At 64.6% G+C, this 22,915-nt stretch carries 23 protein-coding genes and 1 pseudogene; 12 read left to right on the top strand and 12 right to left on the bottom strand.

All coding sequences use genetic code 11. The features are described 5' to 3' along the window. Together AB7F10_RS10600 and AB7F10_RS10595 are read left to right on the top strand one after the other, a co-directional pair. The gene (locus AB7F10_RS10600) at positions 1 to 483 is read left to right on the top strand and encodes a (2Fe-2S)-binding protein (RefSeq protein ID WP_428560563.1); all 483 of its coding nucleotides are present in this window, start codon (positions 1 to 3) and stop codon (positions 481 to 483) included. Continuing rightward, complete coding sequence (locus tag AB7F10_RS10595; protein ID WP_428560561.1) at positions 483 to 2,798, top strand: xanthine dehydrogenase family protein molybdopterin-binding subunit; 2,316 nt, start codon at positions 483 to 485, stop codon at positions 2,796 to 2,798. The genes AB7F10_RS10600 and AB7F10_RS10595 overlap by 1 nt, the downstream gene beginning before the upstream one ends. A 6-nt stretch (positions 2,799 to 2,804) precedes the next feature. Here the strand turns inward: AB7F10_RS10595 and AB7F10_RS10590 are convergent, their stop codons facing one another. Beyond that, positions 2,805 to 3,599 (bottom strand): SDR family NAD(P)-dependent oxidoreductase, encoded by a 795-nt coding sequence (locus AB7F10_RS10590; RefSeq protein ID WP_428560558.1) that lies wholly within the window; start codon positions 3,597 to 3,599, stop codon positions 2,805 to 2,807. A gap of 87 nt (positions 3,600 to 3,686) precedes the next feature. On the opposite strand from AB7F10_RS10590, the gene AB7F10_RS10585 reads away from it, so the two are divergent. The 9 genes from AB7F10_RS10585 (at position 3,687) to AB7F10_RS10545 (ending at position 12,278) form a co-directional block, all read left to right on the top strand. After that, a complete protein-coding gene (locus AB7F10_RS10585) occupies positions 3,687 to 4,475 on the top strand; it encodes an SDR family NAD(P)-dependent oxidoreductase (RefSeq protein ID WP_428560556.1) in 789 nt (262 codons plus the stop codon). A gap of 7 nt (positions 4,476 to 4,482) precedes the next feature. Next, positions 4,483 to 5,265 (top strand): SDR family NAD(P)-dependent oxidoreductase, encoded by a 783-nt coding sequence (locus tag AB7F10_RS10580; protein ID WP_428560554.1) that lies wholly within the window; start codon positions 4,483 to 4,485, stop codon positions 5,263 to 5,265. Between the two features lie 11 nt (positions 5,266 to 5,276). Further along, positions 5,277 to 6,047: an ABC transporter ATP-binding protein gene (locus AB7F10_RS10575; protein WP_428560552.1), complete on the top strand. Its 771-nt coding sequence runs from the start codon at positions 5,277 to 5,279 to the stop codon at positions 6,045 to 6,047. After that, positions 6,044 to 6,874 (top strand): ABC transporter permease, encoded by an 831-nt coding sequence (locus AB7F10_RS10570; protein WP_428560550.1) that lies wholly within the window; start codon positions 6,044 to 6,046, stop codon positions 6,872 to 6,874. The genes AB7F10_RS10575 and AB7F10_RS10570 overlap by 4 nt, the downstream gene beginning before the upstream one ends. 32 nt (positions 6,875 to 6,906) lie before the next feature. Next, on the top strand, positions 6,907 to 7,887 hold the full coding sequence (locus tag AB7F10_RS10565) for an ABC transporter substrate-binding protein (protein ID WP_428560547.1): 981 nt from the start codon (positions 6,907 to 6,909) through the stop codon (positions 7,885 to 7,887). 57 nt (positions 7,888 to 7,944) lie between these two features. Beyond that, positions 7,945 to 8,823 (top strand): MBL fold metallo-hydrolase, encoded by an 879-nt coding sequence (locus AB7F10_RS10560; protein WP_428560545.1) that lies wholly within the window; start codon positions 7,945 to 7,947, stop codon positions 8,821 to 8,823. 62 nt (positions 8,824 to 8,885) lie between these two features. Further along, entirely contained in the window at positions 8,886 to 10,085 is a 1,200-nt protein-coding gene (gene acdA, locus AB7F10_RS10555) for a 3-sulfinopropanoyl-CoA desulfinase (RefSeq protein ID WP_428560542.1), read from the top strand. A gap of 49 nt (positions 10,086 to 10,134) precedes the next feature. Further along, complete coding sequence (gene msrB / locus AB7F10_RS10550) at positions 10,135 to 10,539, top strand: peptide-methionine (R)-S-oxide reductase MsrB (RefSeq protein WP_428560540.1); 405 nt, start codon at positions 10,135 to 10,137, stop codon at positions 10,537 to 10,539. A gap of 149 nt (positions 10,540 to 10,688) precedes the next feature. Continuing rightward, positions 10,689 to 12,278: a phytoene desaturase family protein gene (locus AB7F10_RS10545; RefSeq protein WP_428560538.1), complete on the top strand. Its 1,590-nt coding sequence runs from the start codon at positions 10,689 to 10,691 to the stop codon at positions 12,276 to 12,278. 6 nt (positions 12,279 to 12,284) lie between these two features. On the opposite strand, the gene AB7F10_RS10540 is transcribed toward AB7F10_RS10545, so the two are convergent. After that, positions 12,285 to 12,776 carry a cupin domain-containing protein gene (locus AB7F10_RS10540; RefSeq protein ID WP_428560536.1) on the bottom strand — a complete coding sequence of 164 codons (492 nt, stop codon included), beginning with the start codon at positions 12,774 to 12,776 and terminating at the stop codon, positions 12,285 to 12,287. A 57-nt stretch (positions 12,777 to 12,833) separates the two neighbouring features. Here AB7F10_RS10540 and AB7F10_RS10535 point away from each other — a divergent pair. Beyond that, positions 12,834 to 13,243: pseudogene (locus AB7F10_RS10535) on the top strand (YaiI/YqxD family protein). 35 nt (positions 13,244 to 13,278) lie between these two features. Here the strand turns inward: AB7F10_RS10535 and AB7F10_RS10530 are convergent. From AB7F10_RS10530 to AB7F10_RS10485, 10 genes are all read right to left on the bottom strand, one after another. After that, positions 13,279 to 14,475: an amidase gene (locus AB7F10_RS10530; RefSeq protein WP_428560534.1), complete on the bottom strand. Its 1,197-nt coding sequence runs from the start codon at positions 14,473 to 14,475 to the stop codon at positions 13,279 to 13,281. 17 nt (positions 14,476 to 14,492) lie between these two features. Continuing rightward, complete coding sequence (locus AB7F10_RS10525; RefSeq protein ID WP_428560532.1) at positions 14,493 to 15,374, bottom strand: polysaccharide deacetylase family protein; 882 nt, start codon at positions 15,372 to 15,374, stop codon at positions 14,493 to 14,495. A gap of 13 nt (positions 15,375 to 15,387) precedes the next feature. Next, positions 15,388 to 16,299, bottom strand: coding sequence for a polysaccharide deacetylase family protein (locus tag AB7F10_RS10520; RefSeq protein WP_428560530.1), 912 nt, complete (start codon positions 16,297 to 16,299; stop codon positions 15,388 to 15,390). Then, positions 16,296 to 17,198 carry a polysaccharide deacetylase family protein gene (locus AB7F10_RS10515; RefSeq protein ID WP_428560528.1) on the bottom strand — a complete coding sequence of 301 codons (903 nt, stop codon included), beginning with the start codon at positions 17,196 to 17,198 and terminating at the stop codon, positions 16,296 to 16,298. Before AB7F10_RS10515 ends, AB7F10_RS10520 begins: the two co-directional genes overlap by 4 nt. A 40-nt stretch (positions 17,199 to 17,238) precedes the next feature. Beyond that, positions 17,239 to 17,958, bottom strand: coding sequence for an ABC transporter ATP-binding protein (locus AB7F10_RS10510; RefSeq protein WP_428560526.1), 720 nt, complete (start codon positions 17,956 to 17,958; stop codon positions 17,239 to 17,241). Then, positions 17,951 to 18,718 carry an ABC transporter ATP-binding protein gene (locus AB7F10_RS10505; protein ID WP_428560524.1) on the bottom strand — a complete coding sequence of 256 codons (768 nt, stop codon included), beginning with the start codon at positions 18,716 to 18,718 and terminating at the stop codon, positions 17,951 to 17,953. Before AB7F10_RS10505 ends, AB7F10_RS10510 begins: the two co-directional genes overlap by 8 nt. Continuing rightward, on the bottom strand, positions 18,715 to 19,704 hold the full coding sequence (locus AB7F10_RS10500; protein WP_428560522.1) for a branched-chain amino acid ABC transporter permease: 990 nt from the start codon (positions 19,702 to 19,704) through the stop codon (positions 18,715 to 18,717). The genes AB7F10_RS10505 and AB7F10_RS10500 overlap by 4 nt, the downstream gene beginning before the upstream one ends. 2 nt (positions 19,705 to 19,706) lie before the next feature. Next, positions 19,707 to 20,567 carry a branched-chain amino acid ABC transporter permease gene (locus AB7F10_RS10495; RefSeq protein WP_428561551.1) on the bottom strand — a complete coding sequence of 287 codons (861 nt, stop codon included), beginning with the start codon at positions 20,565 to 20,567 and terminating at the stop codon, positions 19,707 to 19,709. 113 nt (positions 20,568 to 20,680) lie between these two features. Next, complete coding sequence (locus AB7F10_RS10490; RefSeq protein ID WP_428560520.1) at positions 20,681 to 21,865, bottom strand: ABC transporter substrate-binding protein; 1,185 nt, start codon at positions 21,863 to 21,865, stop codon at positions 20,681 to 20,683. 157 nt (positions 21,866 to 22,022) lie between these two features. Continuing rightward, a complete protein-coding gene (locus AB7F10_RS10485; RefSeq protein WP_428560518.1) occupies positions 22,023 to 22,895 on the bottom strand; it encodes an ABC transporter substrate-binding protein in 873 nt (290 codons plus the stop codon). Positions 22,896 to 22,915: the final 20 nt, after the last annotated feature.

Genomic DNA, 22,915 nt, shown 5'->3' with positions numbered 1-22,915 from the left:
ATGAGCGCAACGGAGCATGTGCGCTGCTCGGTCAACGGCACCGCTTATGAGGCGAATGTCGAGCCGCGCCGGCATCTCGCGGATTTCATCCGCCACGATCTCGGCCTGACCGGAACCCATGTCGGCTGCGAGCACGGCGTCTGCGGGGCCTGCACGGTGATGCTGGATGGCGTGCCCGTGCGATCCTGTCTGATGTTCGCCGGGCAGGCGGACGGCGCGGAAATCGTCACCGTCGAAGGGCTTGCGGCGGACGGCGTGCTGCACCCGCTGCAGGAGGCGCTGTGGAACCGCCACGGCCTGCAATGCGGTTTCTGCACGCCCGGCGTGTTGATGACGCTGGTGGCTTATCTGCGCGACAATCTGCAGGCATCCGAGCACGACATTCGCGATGCGATCTCCGGCAACATCTGCCGCTGCACCGGCTATGAAAACATCGTCGATGCGGCGCTCGATGTGGTGCGCGGCCCGCGGGAGAAAGCCTGATGGGTGTGCGCTATTTCGGCCAGGCGGTCCGCCGCGTCGAAGACCCGAAACTGATCACCGGGCGCGGCCGCTATCTCGACGACATTCGTTTGCCCGGCGCGCTGCATGCCGCCTTCGTGCGCTCGCCGCATGCTCATGCGCGGATCAAGGCGATCCGTTGCGATGCCGCGCGCAAGGCGGCGGGCGTCGCGGCGGTGTTCACTGCGGCGGATTTCGGCGAGCTGGGCCGCAAGGCGATGCCGCACATGGTGCCGGTCGCCGTGGTCAAGCAGCCGATCAATTACCAGCCGCTCGCGCACGATGAAGTGTGCCATGTCGGCGTGCCGGTCGCGGTGGTGCTCGGTGCGAGCCGCGCTGCGGCCGAGGATGCCGCCGCGCTGGTCGAGGTCGATTACGAGGTGCTGCCGGCAGTGACCGACTGGCGGCGGTCGCTCGACGCGGAAACGCCGCGCGTTCACACCGGCACGCCGAACAATCTCGTCGCGGCGATGCGCGGCCAGTTCGGCGAGGTCGACAAGGTTTTCGCGGCGGCGAAGCATGTGTTCCGTGAAAGCTTCGAGACGCATCGCGGCGGTTGTCATTCGATGGAAACGCGGGGCGTCGCGGCGTCGGTCGATCCCAACACCGGCGATTTGACGCTGTGGAGTTCGACGCAGGCGCCGCACATGGTCCGCCGGCTGGTGGCCGATCATCTTGGCATTACAGAGCGCAGCGTGCGGGTGATTGCGCCGGATGTCGGCGGGGGCTTCGGGCCGAAATGCTCGCTCTACCCCGAAGAAGTCGCGATCCCGCTCGCCGTGCAGAAATTGCAGCGGCCGGTGAAATGGGTCGAGGATCGCTACGAGCATTTCCTGTCGACCACGCAGCAACGCGATCAGTCGTGGGATGTCGAGGTTGCGGCCGATGCCGACGGCAAGATGCTCGCGGTGCGCGGCCGCTGCATTCACGACAACGGCGCCTATGTGCCTTATGGGCTCGTCGCCGCCGTCACCTCGCTTGCCGCGTTTCCGGGGCCATACGCGCTGCAGGCGGTCGATATCGCGATCGATGTGGTGTTCACCAATCTGCTACCGAATACGCCGGTGCGCGGTGCGGGCCGGCCGACCGCTTGTTTCGTTCTGGAGCGGTTGGCGGATCGCGTTGCGCGCGAGCTGAAGCTCGATCCTGCCGAAGTGCGCCGCCGCAGCTTCGTGCGCAAGGACCAGTTTCCTTATCAAACCGGCATGAAGGCGCGCGATGGTTCGCCGGTCGCCTATGACAGCGGTGATTATCACGCCTGCCTCGAAGCCGTGCTCGACAAGGCCGGCGACGATTTCGCCACCCGGCAGGCTGAGGCGCGAAAGCAGGGCCGTTATATCGGCCGTGGCATCGCGAGCTACGTCGAGGACACCGGATTGGCGCCGTTCGAAGGCGCGACGGTGCGTGTCGAGCCGAGCGGCAGGATCGTGATCCAGACCGGCGCGGCGAGCCAGGGGCAGGGTCATGCCACCATGCTCGCGCAGGTCTGCGCGGAGATTCTTTCGGTGCCGCTCGACAAAATTATCGTCGAGGCCGGCGATACGGCTGCGTTTCCGCTCGGTATCGGCGCAATCGCGAGCCGCACAGCGGTCACCGCCGGCTCATCGGTGCATCAGGCCGCCGTCGATGTGCGCGCCAAGGCGATCAAGGTCGCGAGCGAAATGCTGGAAGCCGCCGAGCACGATCTCGTGCTGGAGGACGGCGCGGTGCGCGTTGCCGGCGCGCCGGGCCTGTCGGTACCGCTCGGCGATATCGCCTTCAAGCTCAACGGCATGTCCGGCATTCCGATGAGCCAGACGCCGGGCCTCGAAGCGACCGCCTATTTCAACGTGCCGGCCGCGACCTTCGCCAACGGTACGCATCTCGCCGAAGTCGAGGTCGATGCCGACACTGGCCGCGTGGCGATCACGCGCTACGTCGTCGGCCACGATTGCGGCAAGCTGATCAATCCGATGCTGGTGGACGGGCAGGTGCGCGGCGGCGTCGTCCACGGCATCGGCAACGCGCTGTTCGAGCGCATGCATTACAACGAAAACGGCGAGCCGCTGACCACCAACTACGCCGACTACCTGCTGCCGACCGCGCCGGAAGTGCCGCGCATCGAGATCGTGCATCTGGAGTCGCCGTCGCCGCGCAACCCGATCGGGGTCAAGGGCGCGGGCGAGGGCGGCACCATTCCGGCCGCCGCCTGCGTCATCGCGGCGATCGAGGATGCCCTGACGCCGTTCGGCGTCCGCATCACGCAGCATCCGGTCTCGCCCCAGATGCTGCGCGCCCTCATTCGCGAACGGTCGTAACCGGGTCTACCACAGCCCTTTCAGGCGGCCGCCGTCGAGATTGAGCGAGACGCCGGTAATGTAGTTGGCACGCTCCGAGCACAGGAACACGGACGCGTTTGCGAGGTCTTCCGGCTTGCCCATCCGGCCCAACGAATTTTTCTTCGCCGCGAGCTTGCGGGCCTCCGCCTCGGTGCCGACGCCGAGTTCCTTCTTCAGCCCCTCGGTGTTGCGCACCCACAGGTCGGTCGCGACCCAGCCGGGGCAGATCGCGTTGACGAGGATGTTGTCCTCGCCGAATTCGGTCGCCAGCGACTTGGTCAGGTTGAGCAACGCGCTGTTGGTCATGCCGCTGCCGAACATATAGGGATCGGGTTCCTTGCCGGCGCCGCCGATGGTGTTGATGATGCGGCCCCACTTCTGCGCCTTCATCATCGGATAAACGGCACGGATCGCGCGCATGAAGCCGAACAGCTTGGTCTCGAGCTGCACCTTCATGTCGTCGTCGTTGAAGGCGGCGAAGCGGCCGGAATACATCTGGCCGGCATTATTGATGAGAATGTCGACGCCGCCCAACTTTTGCTTGGCGGTCTCGACCATTTTCACGATGTCGGATTCCTTGGTCATGTCGGCAACGACGGCGTGAACCTCGCCGCCCGTTCTCGAGGCGAGTTCCTCGCGGGCTTTCTCGAGCTTTGTTGCATTGCGGCCGGTGATCAGGACGCGGACGCCTTCTTCGAGAAACTGTCGCGCGGTCTCGAAACCGATCCCACTGCTACCGCCGGTTACAATCGCGCGACGGCCCTTGATGCCCAAGTCCATTCGTTTCTCCCTCAGCTTGACGCCTGTTGTTGTGGTGGCGAGTATCCTCACTACAGAACAAGAAAAAGACAAGCGGGTGGAGACACAATGCAGCTCGGCTTGCAGGGCAAGACGGCGATTGTCACCGGGGGCTCGCGCGGCATCGGCAAGGCCGTCGCGCATGCATTGCTGTCCGAAGGTTGCGCCGTCGCGATTTGCAGCCGCACGCAATCGACGCTCGATCAAGCCGTCGCCGAACTCACGAAACATGGACGCGTCATCGGCATCGCAACCGATGTCACGGACGTCGCGGCGGTGTCGCGGTTCGTCGATACCGTGCATCGCGGCTTCGGCCGCATCGACATTCTCGTCAACAACGCCGGGACGCATCTGCGCGGCACGGTCGAGACGACGACGATGGATATCCTCGAACGTCAGTTGCGCGACAAGGTGTTCGGCTTCTTCGCGATGATCCAGGCGGTGTTGCCGATCATGAAGAAGCAGCGCGACGGCCGCATCATCAACATCGTCGGGCAGGCGGCGCGGCATCCGCACCCGGATCGCTTCCCCTCCGGCGTCACCAACGCGGCGGTGATGGCGATGAGCAAGTCGGTCGCCGACGCGGTGGCGCGCGACAACATCCGCGTCAACGCCGTATGCCCACAATATATCGAGTCCGACCTGCTGGCGTCGCTGATCGCCAAGGAAATGCGCGAGCGCAATGTCGACCGCGCTACCGCGGCGGCCGGCTTCACGCGCGCCAATCCGCTCGGCCGCACCGGCCGGCCGGACGAGGTCGCCGATCTCGTGGCGTTTCTCGCGTCGGACTGCGCCAATTTCGTCACCGGCAGTTCGGTCAGCATCGATGGCGGCTATCACCGCTATCCTTTCGGGTGAGGCGCGCATGGACCTCGGACTGAAGGGCAAAATCGCGCTGGTGACCGGCGGCACCAGCGGCATCGGCCTTGCCATCGCGCAGAAGCTCGCTGCGGAAGGGGTCGGCGTCGCGATCTGCGGCCGCGACCGGGCCAAGCTCAATGCGGCGGTGGACAGCCTGAAGTCGGCGGGCGTTCAGGGTTTTTCCGCGGATGTGCGCGATCCCGTTTCGGTGAAAGGGCTGGTGACGGATGTCGTCCGGTCGCTCGGCGGCATCGACATCGTGGTGAGCAATGCCGGCACCCACATCGCCGGCCGGGTGTCGGACCTCTCCAGCGCCGAGTTGCTCAACCATTTCACCACCAAGGTTGCCGGGCCCTGGGAGCTTGCGCGCGCGGCAGCGCCCCATATGAAATCCCGCGGCGGTGGCCGTTTCATCGTCATCGTCGGGCAGACCGGCAAGGTGCCGCAGGCCAACGGCATCGTCTCGACGGTTGTCAACGCCGCGCAACATGCCTTCGTGAAGTCGCTGTCCGACGATCTCGCGCCCTCCGGCATTCTGGTGAATGCGGTGTGTCCGAGCCGGATCGAAAGCCCGCTGACGCACGGTCTGACCCTGTTCAACGAGGTCCATCTCGGCCGCAGCCTTGAGCAACAGGAGTCGAAGTGGGGCGCGGAGGTTCCGCTCGGCCGTTGGGGCACGCCCGAGGATATCGCCAACGCCGTCGCCTTTCTGGCGTCGGAGCGAGCCGGCTTCATCTGTGGCGCCAACATCGATGTCGATGGTGGCCACCAGCGCATGATCTTCTAGGGCGGTGCGGCATGATCGAGCTTCGCCACGTCTCCAAGACTTTCAGCAAGGGCGATGAAACGGTCGATGCCGTACGCGATATCAACCTGACGATCGCGCGGCGTGAGATCATCGCGGTCATCGGGCCGAGCGGCTGCGGCAAGTCGACCTTGCTGAACATGATCGCCGGTCTTTATGCGCCGACCGGCGGGCAGGTCGTCTACAAGGGCAAGCCCGTTTCCGACATCAACACCGATGTCGGCTACATGACGCAGAAGGACAATCTGCTGCCGTGGCGCAACGTCCGCGACAACATCGCGTTTCCGCTGGAGCTTGCCGGCGTCGGTCAGCCGGAGCGCGCCGATCGTGCGCAGGAGGTCATCCGGCATGTCGGTCTCGACGGTTTCGAGACGCGCTTTCCGCATGAGCTGTCCGGCGGCATGCGCAAGCGCGCCTGCCTCGCGCGGATGCTGCTCTACGGTGCGGAGACGGCGCTGCTCGATGAGCCTTTCGCGGCGCTCGATGCGCAGCTGAAGCTGACGATGCACGACCTGTTGCTGCAGCTCGCCGCGGAAATGGGACAGACGGTGCTGCTCGTCACCCACGACCTGATGGAAGCGGTGACGCTTGCCGACCGGGTCATCGTCTGCACGCGGCGGCCGGCGACGCTGGCGCTCGAGCAGCGCATCGATCTGAAACGCCCGCGAGACGTGCTGAACGTGCGCTTCACCAACGAATTCAAGGAATACTACGACGCGCTGTGGGACCGCCTGCGCGTGGAATACCAGGAGGAGCGGGTATGAGCGCCTCCGAGGCCGACAAAGCCGCGCCCGCCGATGCTGCGCCGGTGACGCGGATCGGGCCGAAGGAAACCGGCACCGTGATGATGACGCTCTATCAGGTCATCCTCGGCATCGTCATTCTGCTCGCGTGGCAGGGGGCGTCGGACCGGCTGATCGACAGCTTCTTCGTCTCCAATCCGGTCGAGGTCGGCGAGCGATTGTGGCAGTGGACGGCGGATGGCTCGATCTTTCTCCATCTCTGGGCGACGGTTTACGCGACGCTGATGGGCTTTCTGGTCGGCGCGATCGGCGGCGTCGTGCTCGGCATCTGGCTCGGCGTCTCGCCTTTCATGGGCAGGCTGCTCGGTCCTTACCTCAACGCGCTCAATGCGTTGCCGAAGGTGGCGCTGGCGCCGCTGTTTGTGTTGTGGTTCGGCCTCGGCGTCGAATCGAAGATTGCGCTCGCCGCCGCGCTGGTGCTGTTTCTCGTTTTCCTCAACACCATCGCCGGCGTCCGCGAGGTCGATCAGGATCTGATCGACGGCGCGCGGCTGATGCGCGCGACCCGCACGCAGGTCATCTTCAAGGTCATCATCCCCTCGGCGCTGTCCTGGGTGTTCGCCGGTCTCAAGATTTCGGTGCCCTATGCGCTGATCGGCGCGGTGATCGGCGAGATGATCGCCGCCAATCGCGGCCTCGGCTATCTCGTGCAATTTTCCGGCGCGCAGTTCGATACGGCGGGGGTTTTCGCGGTGCTGATCGTGATCGCCCTGCTGGCGGTCGCGCTGAATTATTCCGTCGATGTCATCCAGAGCCGCATGCAGCGCTGGCGGGCGGTCGGCAATTAGTCACAACGACAAGAGCAACGGGAGGAAACGCCATGAAACTGCTGAAGGTTGCGGCGCTTGCCGCGTTCACTGTCATGTCCGCGACGGCCTCGGCCGAAACGGTCAAGATCACCAATATCGGTCACGGCTATTTCTCCGGGCCGCTTTACGTCGCCAAGCAGCTCAAGCTGTTCGAGAAACACGGGCTGACGCCGGAAATCAGCATCGTGCAGGGCGGCGCGCTGGCGCTGCAGTCGGTTCTGACCAAGCAGGCCGACGTCGGCATCCTGTCCTACGAGCATGTTCTCACCGTCGCCGGTCAGGGCAAGCGCATCGTCTCGTTCTTCAACGTCGCCAACCGGCCGGTCAACAACGTGATCGGAGACGATGAGCTGGTGAAGGGCTCGGAGAAGATGTCGGTCGAGGAGAAAGTGAAACGGCTCAAGGGCGCCCGCGTCGCGCTGCCGTCCGCCAATGGCTCCGGCGAAAAGATGCTGCGCACGCTCGCCAAGAAATACGGCCTCAGCCTGCCGGGCGATATCTCCTCCGTCTATGTCGGCGCGGAAGCCGGCGCCTATGTGGCGGCGTTCGAGAAGGGGCTGGTTGACGCCGCGTTGCCGTTCGAACCGGCCGGCGTGCTGGTGCAGCAGGCCGGCAAGGGCAAGATCTATCTCAATGTGATGAACGGCGAGATCCCGGAATTCCGCGATCTGATCTTCATGACGCTTGCGGCGCATCCGGACATCATTAAGGAAAAACCGGACCTGCTGCGCAAGGTCGCGGCGGCCTTTCTCGAAGCGCAGCAGATCCTCAAGAAGGACCCCAAGCGCGGCAAGGAGCTGATGGCCAAGGAGTATCCCAACATGAAGCCGGAGACCAACGATCAGGCCTACGACACGGTCAGCCAGATCTGGACGATGGACGGCCGGATGACCGAGGATCAGGCCAAGGCGACCCTGCATTATCTCCAGCCGAAGGGCGGCGAGAGTATCGTGTTGAAGGATACTTTCACCAACGACTTCCTGCCGAAATAGCGAGACTGAAGATTGGCCGCCCGGTCCGCCGGGCGGCCCTTTGCATGGAGGTGAGCGGTGCTGAAAATCGGCGACGCGACGATCACACGGATCGAGGAATTCTACGGGCCGACCTATCCGCTGACGAAGATCTTTCCGGAATGCACGGCCGACCAGGTCGAGGAGCACAAATCCTGGCTCGCACCGGGCCACTACGAGGCCGAGACCGGCAAGATCAAACTCAGCGTGCATAGCTGGCTGTTGCAGGTCGGGGCTAAGAAAATCCTGATCGACTGCTGCTGCGGCAACAACAAGGTGAAGCCCGACCGGCCGTTCTGGCACATGCTCAACACGCCGTATCTCGAGAAGCTCGCGGCGGCCGGTGCGAAGCCAGACGAGATCGACCTCGTGATGTGCACCCATCTGCATCACGATCATGTCGGCTGGAATACGCTGCAGAAGGACGGCAAATGGGTGCCGACCTTCCCGAACGCCCGCTATGTTTTCTCAAAGCCTGACGTCGATTATTTCGCAAAGCTCGACGCCGATCCGGCCACAGCGCCGGCGGAGCTTGGCACCTTTCGCGAATGTGTGGTGCCGGTGATCGAGGCCGGCCGCGCCGATCTCGTCAGCGGCGGGGCGATGCGGCTCAATGACTTTCTCGAGATCGATTCGGCGCCGGGCCACTCGCCGGGCCACGTCTTCTTCAAGCTCGAAAGCAAGGGCGAGAAGGGCGTCTTCACCGGCGATGTCCTGCATCACCTGCTACAGGTCTATTATCCCGACTGGAACTTCCCGAAGAACTCCGACGCCGCGCAGGCCCGCGTCAGCCGCCGCAAGGTGCTCGACTATTGCGCCGGCTCCGGCGCGCTGATGCTGCCGGGCCATATCGGTGCGCCGTTTTCCGGCCGCATCGAGGCCTCCGCGAACGGCTACCGGCCGGATTTCGGCGGCTAGACTTCCGCGGCGGAACGGCCATGATTGCGGCCCGCCGGACGTGCCGGCTTCGTGAGTGACATATGTGGACCGGGCTGAGCCGCGACGAGACCGAGCTTGCCGGGCGGGCGCGCGAGCTGGCGCAGGGCGTGATCGCGCCGCGCGCCGCCGAAACCGACCGTAACGGCGAATACCCTTGGGAGACCGTGAAGGCGCTCAACGGCGCGGGCTTCATGGGCATGACGATCCCGCTCGAATATGGCGGCAAGGCCGCGTCGTTCCTCGATGCCGTGCTGGTGGTCGAGGAAATGTCGAAGGCCTGCACGGTGGCCGGCCGGATCGCGGTCGAGGCCAATATGGGCGCGATTTCCGCGATCATGGCCTATGGCAGCGAGAAGCAGAAGAAGCTTGCGGCCGAGCTGGTGCTCGGCGGCGACAAGCCGGCGATCTGCATCACCGAGCCGGAGGCCGGCAGCGACGCGATGGCGATGACGACGCGCGCCGACCGGCGTGGCGACAAATATGTCCTCAACGGCAGGAAGCACTGGATCACCGGCGCCGGCGTCTCGAAGCTGCACCTGATCTTTGCCCGCGTGTTCGACGAGGTGGGCGAGGAGCAGGGCATCGGCGCGTTCATCGCCTTGCAGGGCGGCACCGGCCTGACGGTGACGAAGCGCGAACGGACCATGGGCCTGCGCGGCATGCCGGAAGGCGAGCTGACTTTCGACAATCTCGAAGTGCCGCAGGACATGGCGCTGGTGCCGCCGTCCGGCTTTCGCCGCGGCTTCGCAGATTTGATGAACGCCTATAACAGCCAGCGCGTCGGCGCCGGCACGGTGGCGATGGGCATCGCCGCCGGCGCCTTCGACCATGCCCGCGCCTGGGTCAAGGAGCGCAAGCAATTCGGCCGGCCGATCGGCGAGTTCCAGGGTTTGCAATGGATGCTGGCCGACATGCAGACGCAGCTCACCGCTTCGCGGCTGATGCTGCAGACGGCGGCGCGCTCGCGCGGCTCCGGCAACAGCCCGTTCCCGGACCCCGAACTCGCGGCGCAGGCGAAGCTGATCGCCTCGGAAGCCGCCATCAGGATCGTCAACGACGCGCTGCAGATGTTCGGCGCGCGCGGCTATTCGCAGGATCTGCCGCTGGAGCGCATGGCGCGCGACGTACGGATGTTCACCATCGGCGGCGGCACCGCGCAGGTGCTGCGCACGCTGATCGCCTCCAAGGCGCTTGGCTGGAAGCTGCCGCAGACCCGCCACGGTTACGGTGCTGGCGAATGAGACCCCGGCACGCCATATAGGGCATAGCGATGACAGGCAGGGACAGACCATGACCAAGCAATATCCCGTCACCCATACCAACGCCGAATGGCGCAAGATTTTGACCCCCGAGCAGTTCATGATCATGCGCCAGCACGGCACCGAGCGGCCGGGCAGCTGCGCGCTGCTGCACGAGAAGCGCGCTGGCACTTTTCATTGCGCCGCCTGCGATCAGCCGCTGTTTCCATCCAAGCTGAAATTCGAAAGCGGCACCGGCTGGCCGAGCTTCAACGATCCGTTACCGGGATCGGTCGAGACCGAGAGCGACACCAGCCTCGGCATGGTGCGTGAGGAGGTGCATTGCAGCCGTTGCGGCAGCCACCTCGGCCACGTTTTTCCGGACGGGCCGCCGCCGACCGGCCTGCGCTACTGCATCAACGGCGTGGCGCTGAAATTTCAGCCGGAAAAGGCGTGACACAAACACGCGGCGCCGAAATCCGGCGCTGCGTCTCGTTCGTCTGACGACAGTTTTCGTATCGGGAAATCCTGCTGCATTGTTGCTGTGCCGGCAACGAAGTAAAATTTGTCCGCAATAAAGCTCGGCGCGTCAAAACGGGGGCGGGCATGGCGGACTACGATGGCATCGTGATCGGCGCGGGCCACAACGGCCTGACGACCGCGGCTTACCTTTCGCGCGCCGGCCTGAAGATCGCGGTGCTCGAGCGAAACGCCCGCGTTGGTGGCGGCACCAGCACGGAGGACCGCGCGCTGCCGGGCCATCGGCTCAATCTCCACGCCAATTTCTTCATGGGCTGGGAGTTCTGCCCGCTGGTCGAGGATCTCGAACTTTATCGTTACGGCTATTCCTATATCGATCCGCCGGTGCAGCAGGCTGCGGTTTTTCGCGACAACACCTGCATCACGATCCACAAGGATCTCGACCGCAGCTGCGCGTCGCTGGCGCGTTTCTCGAAACAGGACGCGGCGACGTTCCGCGAGTTGTGGAACACCTATTGCGTCGAGATGCGGCCGCTGCTCGTCTCGCTGCTCTACAACGCGCCGATGCCGCGCGAGCAACTGCTCGATCGGTTGAGCGGACCCAACGCGAAGGAACTGCTGTCCCACGCGCAGCACGATCTGTTCAGCGTGGTGCGCAAGCATTTCGTCGACGAGCGCATCCGCACGCTGTTCACGTCCTACATGCATGTCATCACCACCGAGAACGTGCCGGGCGCCGGCATCGTGTTCCCGGCGATCTTCGCCAATATCGCCGGCTTCACCCTGCCGGTCGGCGGCGCGCAGGCGTTGCCGCTCGCGCTCGCGCGCATCGTCGAGGCGGGCGGCGGCAAGGTGGTGATGAACGCGGACGTCAAGGAGATCGTCGTCGCGAATGGTCGCGCCACCGGCGTCAGGCTTGCGGACGGCACGGCCGTCACCGCGAAGCGCTTCGTCGCCAGCGCCATCGACTTCCCAACGACCCTCGACATGGCGGGCGCGGAGCTTTTCCCGGAGGCCGTGCAAGACAAGGCGAAGCGCTGGCACTGGGGCAATCACAGCCTCGTCACGCTGCATCTCGCGCTGAAAAGTCCGCCGATCTATCGCGCGGAGAGTTTCGATCCCGCGATGAAGAACGCCTTCAATATCTTCTTCGGCATGGACGACATCGGGCAGGTCGAAAGCTGCTTCGCCGACTGCGCCAACAAAAAATTCCCCGACGTATTGATGGGCAACGGCGCCTGCAACAGCGAGTTCGATCCGAGTTATGCGCCGCAGGGCCGCCATACCGCGTTCTGGTGGCCGTTCGCGCCCTATGCGGTCGATGGCGCTTCGGACAACTGGGACAAGAACCGCGAGGACTACACGAAGCGTATTCTCGATTACTGGCGCGTCTATGCCTCGAACCTCGAGGGCGACAATCTGCTTGGCAGCTATCTGTTCACGCCGCGCGATATCGAGCGGCTGAATCGCAACATGGTGCAGGGCGCGGTGCGCATGGGCGCTTACATCCCCGATCAGCTCGGCATCAACCGGCCGCATCCGCTGCTGCCCGGCTCGCGCACGCCGGTCGAGGCGCTTTATCTGTGTGGCTCGTCATCGGGCAATGGCGGCGGCGCCAATGGAGCGACCGGCTATATCGCGGCGAACGCGATCGTCGACGATCTCGGCCTCAAGCGCAGCTGGACGCCGGTTCCCGCGCCGGAGTGGAAGCACTAGGGCGCTCTACTTCGGGAGCGTCACCGTGTCGAAATCGGCCGGCAGGATGATCTCGAGCAATTCGCAGTCGTCGGAATAACCGGTGACAGTGTGCCTGATCTTCGGGGGCTGCGTCCATGACGAGCCGGCCTGCATCCGCACCGGGCCGCGGCCGTCGAGATCGGTCTCGAACCAGCCCTTGAGCACATAGACCATCTGGAACTCGACATCGTGATAGTGCGGTACCGCGACCTCGCCGCCGTCGAACGGCTTGGTCATGCGAATGACATGAGCGCGCACCTTGCCGTTCGTCGCGCCGGCGACGCCGAGATCGCGATAGGCCGAATAGGCGCGCAGGCCGGCGTCGAAATCCTTCTCGTCGTAGTGACTGATGGCGACGGCTTGCTTCGCCGCCGCGCGGCTGGCGGACGCTCGCGCGCGCGCTTTGGCGCGCCGCGTACCGCGCTTTCGGGCGGGCGTTTTCTTCCGCGGCTGGACTTTCTTGCGGGCCTTGGCCATTGATGCCTCCCTTGTCGGTCACGGCATAAACGCGATTGGACCACGGGAACCGCAGCCTTGGAAGCGCCTCAGGAATCCGCCGCCATCCGCATTTTTGTCGATGCCGATGCCTGTCCGGTGAAGCAGGAGGTTTACCGGGTCGCGGAGCGTTACGGTCTCAAGGTTTACATCGTCGCCAATGCCTTCATGGCGGTGCCGCGCAGCGACCTGATCGAGCGGGTGATCGTGGCCGAGGGGCCGGCCGCTGCGTCCGCAACAAGGCGACGGTGATCGGTCCGACCGGAAAAGCGTTCACCGACGATTCGATCGGCATGGCGCTGGCGACCCGTAACCTCATGACCGACCTGCGTTCGGCCGGCGCCGTCACGCGCGGGCCGCCGCCGTTGTCGCGCGCGGACATTTCGCGCTTTCTGTCGGCACTCGACCTTGCCGTCACGCGGCTGGAACGCAAGCTCGCGCCGGGCTAGCGGTGGCTCAGGCAGCCACACTCACGCAGCCAAACTCACGCGGCCATGCCGCAGTGGCGCGAGAGCACATAGGCCAGATCGAGCAGCGCTTCGTCGCCGCCTTCCCAGCCGATGAACGAAAGCCCAACCGGGCAGCCGTCCACGGTTCCGGCGGGAATGCTGACCTGCGGCAGGCCGGAGATGCTGGAGATGCAGGCCAGCCGCATCACGCGGACACGAAAATCCTCGAGTCCCGCGGCGGAGGTATCGGTCCGCGGCGCGATGGACGGCGCACTGGGCAGGGCGAGCACGGTGCCGAGCGTGACGATGCTGCGGATATGGTCGCTGGCCGCGGCGCGAATGGCCGCCGCGGCCGCCGCGGCGTCGCCGGTAATGGAAGCCGCGAACGCCATGCGCTCGCGGACGCCGGGGCCGAATTCGGGATTTTCCCGGGTCACGAACTCACCATAGGCCTGCCACACCTCATAGGCCTGCACGATCCGCATCGCCTCGCGCCATGCATCGAAGCCGTCGGGGGCGATATGCGAATGGGTGAAGGGCGGCAGGTCGTCGGCCATGAACTCCAGCAGCGTGCGCAGCAGTTCGTTGACCGCCGGATCGGCCTGCTCGAACGTGTCTTCGGCCATCACCACGCGCTGGATTGCGGAGGAGGCGCGGCGGCCATCGAGCAGCACCGCTCCGACATTGCGGAAGATGCCCGGCGTTGCGGCGAACCAGCCGGGCACGTCGAGCGAAGCCGCCATATCCTGCACGCCGGAGAGGTCGATGCGGCCGTGCGTCGGCCGTAATCCGTAGATGCCGTTGAACGATGCGGGCACGCGCACCGAGCCGGCCGTGTCGCTGCCGAGCGCGAAGTCGCACAAGCCGGCGCCGACGGCGGCGGCCGATCCCGCCGACGAGCCGCCGGGCAGGCGGCCCGGCGCGCGCGCGTTGATCGGTGTTCCATAGTGATGGTTGGCGCCCGTGCCGCTGTAAAACAGTTCGTCGCAGATCGTCTTCCCGATAATCGCCGCGCCGGCGTCGAGGATCGCCTGGACTGCGCCGGCGTTGCTGGCCGCCGGCTGATGCGTCGCAAGCCAGGTCGGATTGCCGCAACCGGCGACGTAGCCGGCGATGTCGTACATGTCCTTCACGGCGGCCGTCAGTCCGGCCAGCGGGCCGGACGCTGCGCCATAGATCGGTGCGGCGATATCGTGCGGAACGAAAGCCGAGCGGTAGGTCGAGCGCAGCATGGGACGCAAATGCCTTCTCAGGCTTGAGGTTTGGTCTTGAGATGCCAGTCGAGGATCTGCTCGCCGGTCCAGGACACCACACCATCGTGGGCGAGGATGTCCCTGAACGTCCGCTGCACGTGGCCGATGCGGTGCGGCACGCCGGAGAGGTAAGGATGACAGGCGATCGCCATGATCTTCGGCCGTTCCGCCGACTCGGCATAAAGCCAGTTGAAGTGGTCCATCGCGCGTGAATAGAGCACCTCGGAGGGGTGCTGCTGTAGCGCCATCATGACGATGTCGTGGATCTCGAAATTATAGGGCAGCGCGACGACGGGCTTGTGGCTCGTCTTCAGCGTCACCGGCTCGTCGTCGAGCACCCAGTCGCCGATATATTCGACGCCGGATTCCGACAGGTAATCGAGCGTGTCGAAGGTCTGCGTCAGGCCGGGGCCGAACCAGCCGCGCGGCCGCTTGCCGCAGAACTTTTCGATGATGTCCATCGACTTCATGATGACGGCGCGCTGGTCGTCGAGCTTGTGCATCGGCACCTGATCGTAGCCGTGCGCGTTCATTTCCCAGCCGGCCTCGACGCAGGCGCGCGCGACTTCCGGATAGGTCTCGCAGACCCGCGCATTCAGCGTCACCGTCGGCGTGACGCCGAGCTGCCGGAACATCTTGCGCATCCGCCAGAAGCCGACGCGCATGCCGTATTCGTGCCAGGACCAGTTGGGGTGGTCGGGCTGTTGCGGCTGCCCTTGCGGCGGTGAGATCACCATGCGCGCCATCGGCCGCGCCATGTCCCATTCTTCCAGCGCCAGCACCGGCCAGACGACGAGCCTCACGCCGTCCGGGAATTTCAGTGGCGGCCGGTTCTCGATGCCGGAATAAGCCAGACGTTCGCGCGGGTGCATCGCCATGACGATCGCTGCCTTACTCGGGGGCCTTCGGCCCGGCTTTCATGAACCAGTCGCAGATTTGCTCGCCGGTCCAGAACAGCACGCCGGGCTTCTTGCGGATTTTCTCGAAGATCCTGCGGAAGTATTTCACGCGATGCGGCGCGCCCATGATGTAGGGGTGCACCGAGATCGCCATGACGCGGGCGTGGTCCTTCGAGGAGTCCTTGTAGATCTGCTCGAACTGGTCCATCGCGCGGTCGTAGAACTCCGACGCCTTGTGATGCTGGATCAGCATCATGGCGACGTCGTTGCATTCCTGCGTATAGGGAATGTTGAGGATCGGCTTGTGGCGGGTCTTCAGCCACACCGGCTGGTCGTCGATCACCCAGTCCGCGACGTAGCGATAGCCGGCTTCGGACAGAACGTCCGGCGTTTCCCAGGTCTCGGTCAGCCCCGGCCCGAGCCAGCCGCCCGGCCGCTTGCCGGTCACCTTCTCCAGCACCTCGGCGCTCTTGCGAATGTCGTCGCGCTCGTTCTCGACCTTCTGCATGTTGCGCTGGGTGTAGCCGTGGCCGACGAATTCCCATTTACGCTCGACGCAGGCCTTCACCAGTTCGGGGAATGCCTGCGCCGCGGTGGCGTTGATGTTCATCACGCCGGGGATCTTGAACTTGTCGTAGACGTCCAGGAGCCGCCAGAAGCCGACGCGGTTGCCGTATTCGTGCCAGCACCAGTTCGGAATGTCCGGCATCGGCGCGCCGCCGGCGGGCGGCGTAATGACGGTGCGCGGCATGGTCTGGGTCGGATCCCATTCCTCGACATTGGTGATGGTCCACACCACCATCCGCGCGCCTTTCGGCAGCCGCAGCGGCTTGCGCTGTGTGATCGGTGAATAGGCGATGCGGTCGTTCGGCAGCATGCCGACCGGCGGTTTCGGAAAGTTCATGATGCGGCCTTGATCTTGTCGGCGGCGAGGCCCTTGTACCAGTCGTAGATCTGCTCGCCGTTCCAGTGCAGCACGCCTTCGTGCTTGTTCACGTAGTCGTAGATCTGTTCGAGATACTTGATGCGGTGCGGCTGGCCGCTGATATAGGGGTGGATCGCAAGCGCGCAGAATTTCGCGCGTTTTTCGCTTTCGGCATAGAGCCGGTCGAACTGGTCGATCATCCGCTTGAGCAGGTAATCGCTCTCGTGGTGCTGGATGATCATCATCGGGATGTCGTTCAGCTCGATGGTGTAGGGCAGCGTGACGAGCGGCCCCTTTTGCGTGCGGATCACCGTCGGTTCGTCGTCATAGGCCCAGTCGCCGATATATTTGACGCCGGCTTCCGCGAGGTGTTCCGGCGTGTCGAGCGTCTGCGTCAGGCCCGGCCCGAGCCAGCCGACAGGGCGCTTGCCGGTGAACTTCTCGATGACGTCCATCGAGCGCTTGATCATCGCCGGCTGGTTTTCTTCCTTGTGAATAGGGCCCTGCTCGTAGGCGTGGCCCATGAATTCCCAGCCAGCCTTTTTCGCCTGCTCGGCGACGCGCGGGTAATCCTCGCAGATGCGGGCATTGGCGGAGAGCGTCGGCTTGATGCCGAGTTTTTCGTACAGCTCGAAGAAGCGCCAGCAGCCGACGCGCATGCCGTATTCGTGCCAGCCCCAGTGCACGACGTCCGGCATCAGCGGTGCGCCGGTCGGTGCCGGCAACAGCTGCCGCGCCATCGGCTTGCCGATATCCCAGACTTCGTAGTTGACGATGGTCCAGAAAACGATCCGGGCGTTGCCCGGCAGCTTCAGCGGTGGCCGGTCGACGATCGCGGAAAAATCGCAACGCTCGCCCGGCTTCATCGGATTGGACATTGTGAATACGTCTCCCGGCCTGGATAAGACCGGTAGAATGTCACGCCGTCCCGCTGACGCGCAACCCGACGAGCCGCTCCAGCGTTGCATGGTCGGTCGACAGTTCTGCGGATTTTGCACGATGTGCAATTGCGCCGCGTTCGAGCACAATAGCGTCGGTCGTCAACTCCAGCGCGATGTCGGTGTGCTGCTCGACCAGAATGATCGCGATGCCGCGCCCGTCGAGCATTTGGCGGATCGCCGCGATCAATTCGTCGACGATCACCGGCGCAAGACCTTCCAGCGGCTCGTCGAGCAGCAACAGTGACGGATTCGTCATCAACGCGCGGGCGATGGCGAGCATTTGTTGTTCGCCACCTGAAAGTTGGTTGCCCATGTTGCGGCGGCGCTCGTGCAGGCGCGGAAACAGCCTGTAGACCTCCTCGAGTGTCCAGTCGCCGGGCCGCGCGGTCGTGGTGAGGTTTTCCTCCACCGACAGCGAGGGGAAAATCTCGCGCTCCTGCGCCACCCAGCCGATGCCGTCGCGGGCGCGGCGATTGGGCGCAAGCCTAGTGATGTCGCGCCCCCGCCAGGCCACCGTGCCGCTGCGCATCTGCGTCAGGCCCATGATGGTCAAAAGCAGCGTCGATTTACCGACGCCGTTGCGGCCGAGCAGCGCCAGGCTGCCGTTGGCCGGCAGGTCGAAGGAAATGTCGTGCAGCACCAGCGCGTCGCCATAGCCGGCATGGACGTTCTTCAGGGAGAGCAGCGGCTCAGACATGTTTGCGGTTCCCCAGATAAACCTCACGCACGCCGGGATGCGACGAAATCTCGGCCGGCGAGCCTTCGGCGAAGATCGCCCCGCCGACAAGCACGATGATGTGGGTGGCGAAGCGGAACACCACATGCATGTCGTGCTCGATGAACAACAGCGTCAGGTCGTCGGACAGGCCCGCGACGACTTCGAAGATTTCGCCGCTTTCCTCGTGCGGCACGCCGGCCGCCGGCTCGTCGAGCAGCAGCACTTTCGGCTTCGTCGCGAGCGCCAGCGCGATCTCCAACAGCCGCTGGCGGCCGTAGGGCAGTTCGCGGGTGATCCGGTAGCAGCTGTCGCCGAGCTTGAGCCGCGACAGGATGTCATAGGCTTCGTCGACCGACTCGCGGTGCGCAGACAGGTTGCGCCAGAACTCACCGGCGATGCCGCGCCGCTCCGCCACCGCCAGCGTGACGGCTTCCAGCGCGTTGAGGCCGGGGAACAGCGTGTTGATCTGGAAGGTGCGCGCGAGCCCGCGGCGGACGCGGCTCTGCGGTTCGAGCGCGGTGATGTCCTCGCCTTCGAGCGTGATCTCGCCGCCGTCGGGAAACAGCATGCCGGTCATCAGATTGATGAGCGTCGTCTTGCCGGCGCCGTTCGGCCCGATCAGCGCGTAACGCGCACCTTTCGGCAGCGCGATGTTGATGTCGTTGGCGACGACCAGGGAGCCGAACCGCTTTTCGAGACGGCGCGTGGACAGTGCTATGTTGCCGGTAGGCGCAGTCACTTGCGTCTCCACCGCGCCAGCAGCGCCGATGCGCCGCCGAGAATGCCGTTCGGCAGAAACATCACGACCACGACCAGCAGGATGCCGATCCAGAAATACCAGAACTGCGGCGCGATGCCGGAGAACTGGTCGCGCGCGATCATGAATACCGCGGCGCCGACGAGGCCGCCGTAAAGGCGCCCCGCGCCGCCGAGCACCAGCATGACCAGCACGTCGGCCGAGCGTTCGAAGCTCAGCGTTTCGAGCGACACCGTCTCGGTCGTTTGCGCGATCAGCGCGCCGGCAAGGCCCGCCATCGCGGCTGAGATCGTGTAGATCTTGCGGATATGGGCGCGGCTCGGCGCGCCGATCGCCGGCATGCGGGTCCAGTTCTCGCGGATGCCGCGCAGCGCCAGCCCGAACGGCGAGTGGATGATGCGCCGCGCGAACAGGAACACCAGGAACAGCATCGCCAGCGAATAGCCGTAGGCGGTCTTGCCGTAGAGATCGAACTTGAAGACGCCGAGCAGCGGCCACACCTGCACGCCCTGCAGGCCGTCGGAGCCGCCGGTGAGCCAGCTCGCGCTGTTGGCCGCCTCGTGCAGCAACAGGCCGAGGCCGAGCGTGATCATGATGAGCGTCAGGTGGCGGAACCGGGCGATCACGAAGCTCGACACATAGCCGACCGCCGCCGCGAGCGCGGTCGCCACGATCAGTCCGGTGAACAGCTCGCCCCAGACGAATTTCGAGAAGATGCCGGCGGTGTAGGCGCCGATGCCGAAAAACGCGGCGTGGCCGAGCGACACCACGCCGGCATAGCCGAGGATGAGATCGAGCGAGAGCGCGAACATCGCCGTGATGGCGATCTGGCTCGCGAGCGACAGGTAATTCGGGAACAGCACATAAGGCAGCAGCAGCGACAGCCAGAACACGATTTCGATCGGCCGCCAGCGACTGAGCGACTGGACGTAGGCGTGCGGCGACGGCGCGGTTTCGACGGAGGCCATGATCAGCGTCTCCCGAACAGGCCGGCCGGCCGCCACATCAGGATGACCAGCATCACGAGATAGATCAGGAACGCGCCGAGTTCTGGCACGTAGTACTTGCCGGCAATGTCGCTGACGCCGATCAGGATCGCGGCGAGGAAGGAGCCGACGATCGAGCCGAGTCCGCCGACCGAGACGATGATGAGCACGTACACGAGATAGGTGAAGGCGAACACCGGATCGAGGCCGACGATCTCGATGGCGAGCGCGCCGCCGAGACCGGCAAGCCCGGAGCCGAGCGCGAAGGTGAAGGCAAAGGTCCGGTCGACGTCGATGCCGAGGCCCCGCGCCATGCGCTGGTTATCGACCGCCGCGCGGACCTGCGCGCCGAAGCGGGTGTATTCAAGGCCGAACACCAGAAGCAGCGTCACGACCACGCCGACGCCGATCAGGAACAGCCGGTACACCGCGATATTGAGGCCGAGGAAGGCGAACGAGCCGCGCATATAGGACGGCACGTTGATCGGCTGCTGGGTGGTTCCGTAGAACCAGGCGAACACCGCGACCGAGATGAAGGCGAGGCCGATCGTCAGCAGCACCTGGTCGAGATCGGTGGCGCGGTAGAGCCGGCGATACAGCGTGCGCTCGAACAGCACGCTGGTGAAGGCGGAGGCGAGAAAGGCCATCGGCAGCGTGGCGAAAAACGGCCAGCCGAAGCTGTTCATCAGCGTGACGGTGGTGTAGCCGCCGATCATCGCAAAGGCGCAGTGCGCCAGATTGACGAAATTCATCAGGCCGAGCGTGACAGAGAGGCCGACCGACAGAACGAACAGCAACATTCCGTAGGCTATGCCGTCGAACAGAACGCCGAAGACGGGAGGCAGCATGGGCAGAGTCCGATCAGGTCACGTCGGATGCGACAGCCATCAGACGTGAGCGATGGGGCGACCGTCAAGATCGCCCCATCGACGTTGGACGGTCAAATCGGGCCGGGCGATTACTTCTTCTTCATCGCCTCTTTGACCGGATCCTTCACATTCGGGACGCTGTCGACCTCGACATTCGTATAACGGCCGCCGACCTTGTCGACACGGCGGATATAGATGGTCTCCACCGCATCGTTGGTCTCGGGATCGATCATCATCGGGCCGCGCGGGCTGTCCCACTTCATGCCCTTGACCGCACCAATCAACTGATCGGCGTCGCCGTTGGCCTTGGTCTTTTTCAGCGCCTCGTAGATCAGGTGCATGCCGTCATAGCCGCCGACCGACAGGAAGCTCGGGTTCTCGCCCTTGTTGTCCTTCTTGTAGGCCGCCACGAAGTCCTGGTTCATCTTGGACTTGTGATTGTGGTCGTAGTTCCACGCGGTGATGATGCCCTTGGCGGCGTCGCCCATCTGCTTCAGGGCGGTGTCGTCGGTCAGCTCGCCGGTGCCGAGGATGCGGGTCGTCGCCGTGCTCATGCCGCGCTCGGCGAACGCCTTGCCGAACGCCGCCGGCTGCGCGCCGGCCGGGACGAACACGAAGATCGACTGCGGGTTGAGGTCCTTGGCACGCTGCAGATAGGCCGAGAAGTCGGGATTGCCGACCGCCATGCGGACGGAGCCGACAATCTCGCCGCCGTTCGCCTTGAACGCGCGGATGAAGCCCTGTTCGGCGTCGTGACCCGGCGCATAGTCCGAGGCGAGCGTATAGGCCTTCTTGATGCCGTTCTTGGCCGCCCAGGCGCCGAGCGTCTCCGTAACCATCGGCAGCGTGAACGATGTGCGGGTGCAGTAGGGTGACTTGGTGGTGATGATCGAGGTCGCCGCGTTCATGATGACCATGAGCTTCTTGGCTTCGGCGGAGACGCCGCAGGCCGCGATCGCATTCGGGGTCAGCACGAAACCGGCCAGGATGTCGACCTTGTCGCGCACCACGAGTTCTTCGGCGAGCCGCTTGGCGACCGGCGGTGCGATGCCGCCGACGTCCTTGCGGATCATCTCGATCTTCTTGCCGCCGACGGTGTCGCCGTGCTGCTTCATGTAGAGCTTGATGCCGGCGTCGATTTCGGTCGCGGTATGCGCGAACTGGCCCGAATAGGGCAGAATGACGCCGATTTTGATGGTGCCCTGAGCGTTTGCGGCCGATGACATCACGGCCGCTGCAAGCAGGCTGGCGCCTGCCACAACGTATTTCTTCATCAGATCCTCCCCTTCGTTATTTTTATGCGGGGAGCATGCCTCACTGTGAAAACAAAGAAAAGCGCCGCAGGCTTTGGCCTGCGGCGCGACAAAGTGACCGGCCAAGGCGAGGTGGGTGGGCGGCTGCTTCACCGCGCTGCCCACTCCGCCGGCATCGTCAGCGGACCGAAACGGTCGCTTGCTCGTAGCCCCCGGTGCCGAGATTGCCGTCCGGGAAGATGCCATGCGAGGCGATCCAATCCCGTGATTCTTCAAAGACTTCCTTGGAGTAGGGCTCGAACACCAGCCGCTCGCCGGGGCCCCAGCGGCGCACGTCCATCTGGGCGTGATACTTCTCCGGGAATTCCTTGAGGTAGTAGTGCGTGTACTTCTCCGGCCGCAGGTCGAGGTCGCGCTGGGCGCGGCGCAGCGCGGCATAATATTTGCGGAGATCCTCCGGATCGGGGCTGCCGTGGATCATCATGCCGATCATGAAGGTCGTATCGAGGATCTTCCGGTAGCCGAGCTGCTCGGCGAGATAGTACGGGCCGTTGAACAGGTTGGCCGCCGGGGCGGAGCCGTCGAGCAGCTTGTCCATGCGCGCGAACAGCATGCCGGTCGAATAGACCAGGTTGATCTTGTCCTGCGGGATGAACTGCTCGAGCGCCTGGATCGTCGCGTAATGGCTGCCTGACTGGTAGCCGACCGAGATCGGCACGCCGGCAAGGTCTTCCGGCCTTTTGATCTTGCTGTCGGGCTGCACGAAGATGCCGGCCGGTGCGACCGAATAAACCTCCGCCGCCATGCGGCCGTGGCCCTTGGCCGCCGCGACGTTGATGGTCCAGTGACAGGCGCAGCTCACGTCGGCGGTGCGGCCTTTCTCGAAGGACTGGAAGGCGCCCTGCTTGTCGCCCTTGTCGTGGTGCTTGCCTTCGCTCGAGCGGATCAGCTCGCGGAACTCGTAGTCGAGCCCTTCGTCGGTGAAATAGCCCTTCTCGTGCGCGATCCACTCCTGCAAGCGGAAATGCGCCTCAATCACGAACTTTCCCATTGTCTCCTCCTTGTTCGTTC

Source organism: Pseudolabrys sp. (assembly GCF_050250095.1).
In the GTDB taxonomy this organism is placed as follows: Bacteria; Pseudomonadota; Alphaproteobacteria; order Rhizobiales; family Xanthobacteraceae; genus Pseudolabrys.
The sequence above is the reverse complement of the archived record's forward strand: the minus strand, read 5'-3'. Positions and strand labels throughout refer to the sequence as shown.

Excerpts from the sequence above, each read along its gene's own strand:
- AB7F10_RS10600 (WP_428560563.1), top strand. The coding sequence starts at position 1 with ATGAGCGCAACGGAGCATGTGCGCTGCTCGGTCAACGGCACCGCTTAT.
- AB7F10_RS10595 (WP_428560561.1), top strand. The coding sequence starts at position 483 with ATGGGTGTGCGCTATTTCGGCCAGGCGGTCCGCCGCGTCGAAGACCCG.
- AB7F10_RS10590 (WP_428560558.1), bottom strand. The coding sequence starts at position 3,599 with ATGGACTTGGGCATCAAGGGCCGTCGCGCGATTGTAACCGGCGGTAGC.
- AB7F10_RS10585 (WP_428560556.1), top strand. The coding sequence starts at position 3,687 with ATGCAGCTCGGCTTGCAGGGCAAGACGGCGATTGTCACCGGGGGCTCG.
- AB7F10_RS10580 (WP_428560554.1), top strand. The coding sequence starts at position 4,483 with ATGGACCTCGGACTGAAGGGCAAAATCGCGCTGGTGACCGGCGGCACC.
- AB7F10_RS10575 (WP_428560552.1), top strand. The coding sequence starts at position 5,277 with ATGATCGAGCTTCGCCACGTCTCCAAGACTTTCAGCAAGGGCGATGAA.
- AB7F10_RS10570 (WP_428560550.1), top strand. The coding sequence starts at position 6,044 with ATGAGCGCCTCCGAGGCCGACAAAGCCGCGCCCGCCGATGCTGCGCCG.
- AB7F10_RS10565 (WP_428560547.1), top strand. The coding sequence starts at position 6,907 with ATGAAACTGCTGAAGGTTGCGGCGCTTGCCGCGTTCACTGTCATGTCC.
- acdA (WP_428560542.1), top strand. The coding sequence starts at position 8,886 with ATGTGGACCGGGCTGAGCCGCGACGAGACCGAGCTTGCCGGGCGGGCG.
- msrB (WP_428560540.1), top strand. The coding sequence starts at position 10,135 with ATGACCAAGCAATATCCCGTCACCCATACCAACGCCGAATGGCGCAAG.
- AB7F10_RS10545 (WP_428560538.1), top strand. The coding sequence starts at position 10,689 with ATGGCGGACTACGATGGCATCGTGATCGGCGCGGGCCACAACGGCCTG.
- AB7F10_RS10540 (WP_428560536.1), bottom strand. The coding sequence starts at position 12,776 with ATGGCCAAGGCCCGCAAGAAAGTCCAGCCGCGGAAGAAAACGCCCGCC.
- AB7F10_RS10530 (WP_428560534.1), bottom strand. The coding sequence starts at position 14,475 with ATGCTGCGCTCGACCTACCGCTCGGCTTTCGTTCCGCACGATATCGCC.
- AB7F10_RS10525 (WP_428560532.1), bottom strand. The coding sequence starts at position 15,374 with ATGGCGATGCACCCGCGCGAACGTCTGGCTTATTCCGGCATCGAGAAC.
- AB7F10_RS10520 (WP_428560530.1), bottom strand. The coding sequence starts at position 16,299 with ATGAACTTTCCGAAACCGCCGGTCGGCATGCTGCCGAACGACCGCATC.
- AB7F10_RS10515 (WP_428560528.1), bottom strand. The coding sequence starts at position 17,198 with ATGTCCAATCCGATGAAGCCGGGCGAGCGTTGCGATTTTTCCGCGATC.
- AB7F10_RS10510 (WP_428560526.1), bottom strand. The coding sequence starts at position 17,958 with ATGTCTGAGCCGCTGCTCTCCCTGAAGAACGTCCATGCCGGCTATGGC.
- AB7F10_RS10500 (WP_428560522.1), bottom strand. The coding sequence starts at position 19,704 with ATGGCCTCCGTCGAAACCGCGCCGTCGCCGCACGCCTACGTCCAGTCG.
- AB7F10_RS10490 (WP_428560520.1), bottom strand. The coding sequence starts at position 21,865 with ATGAAGAAATACGTTGTGGCAGGCGCCAGCCTGCTTGCAGCGGCCGTG.
- AB7F10_RS10485 (WP_428560518.1), bottom strand. The coding sequence starts at position 22,895 with ATGGGAAAGTTCGTGATTGAGGCGCATTTCCGCTTGCAGGAGTGGATC.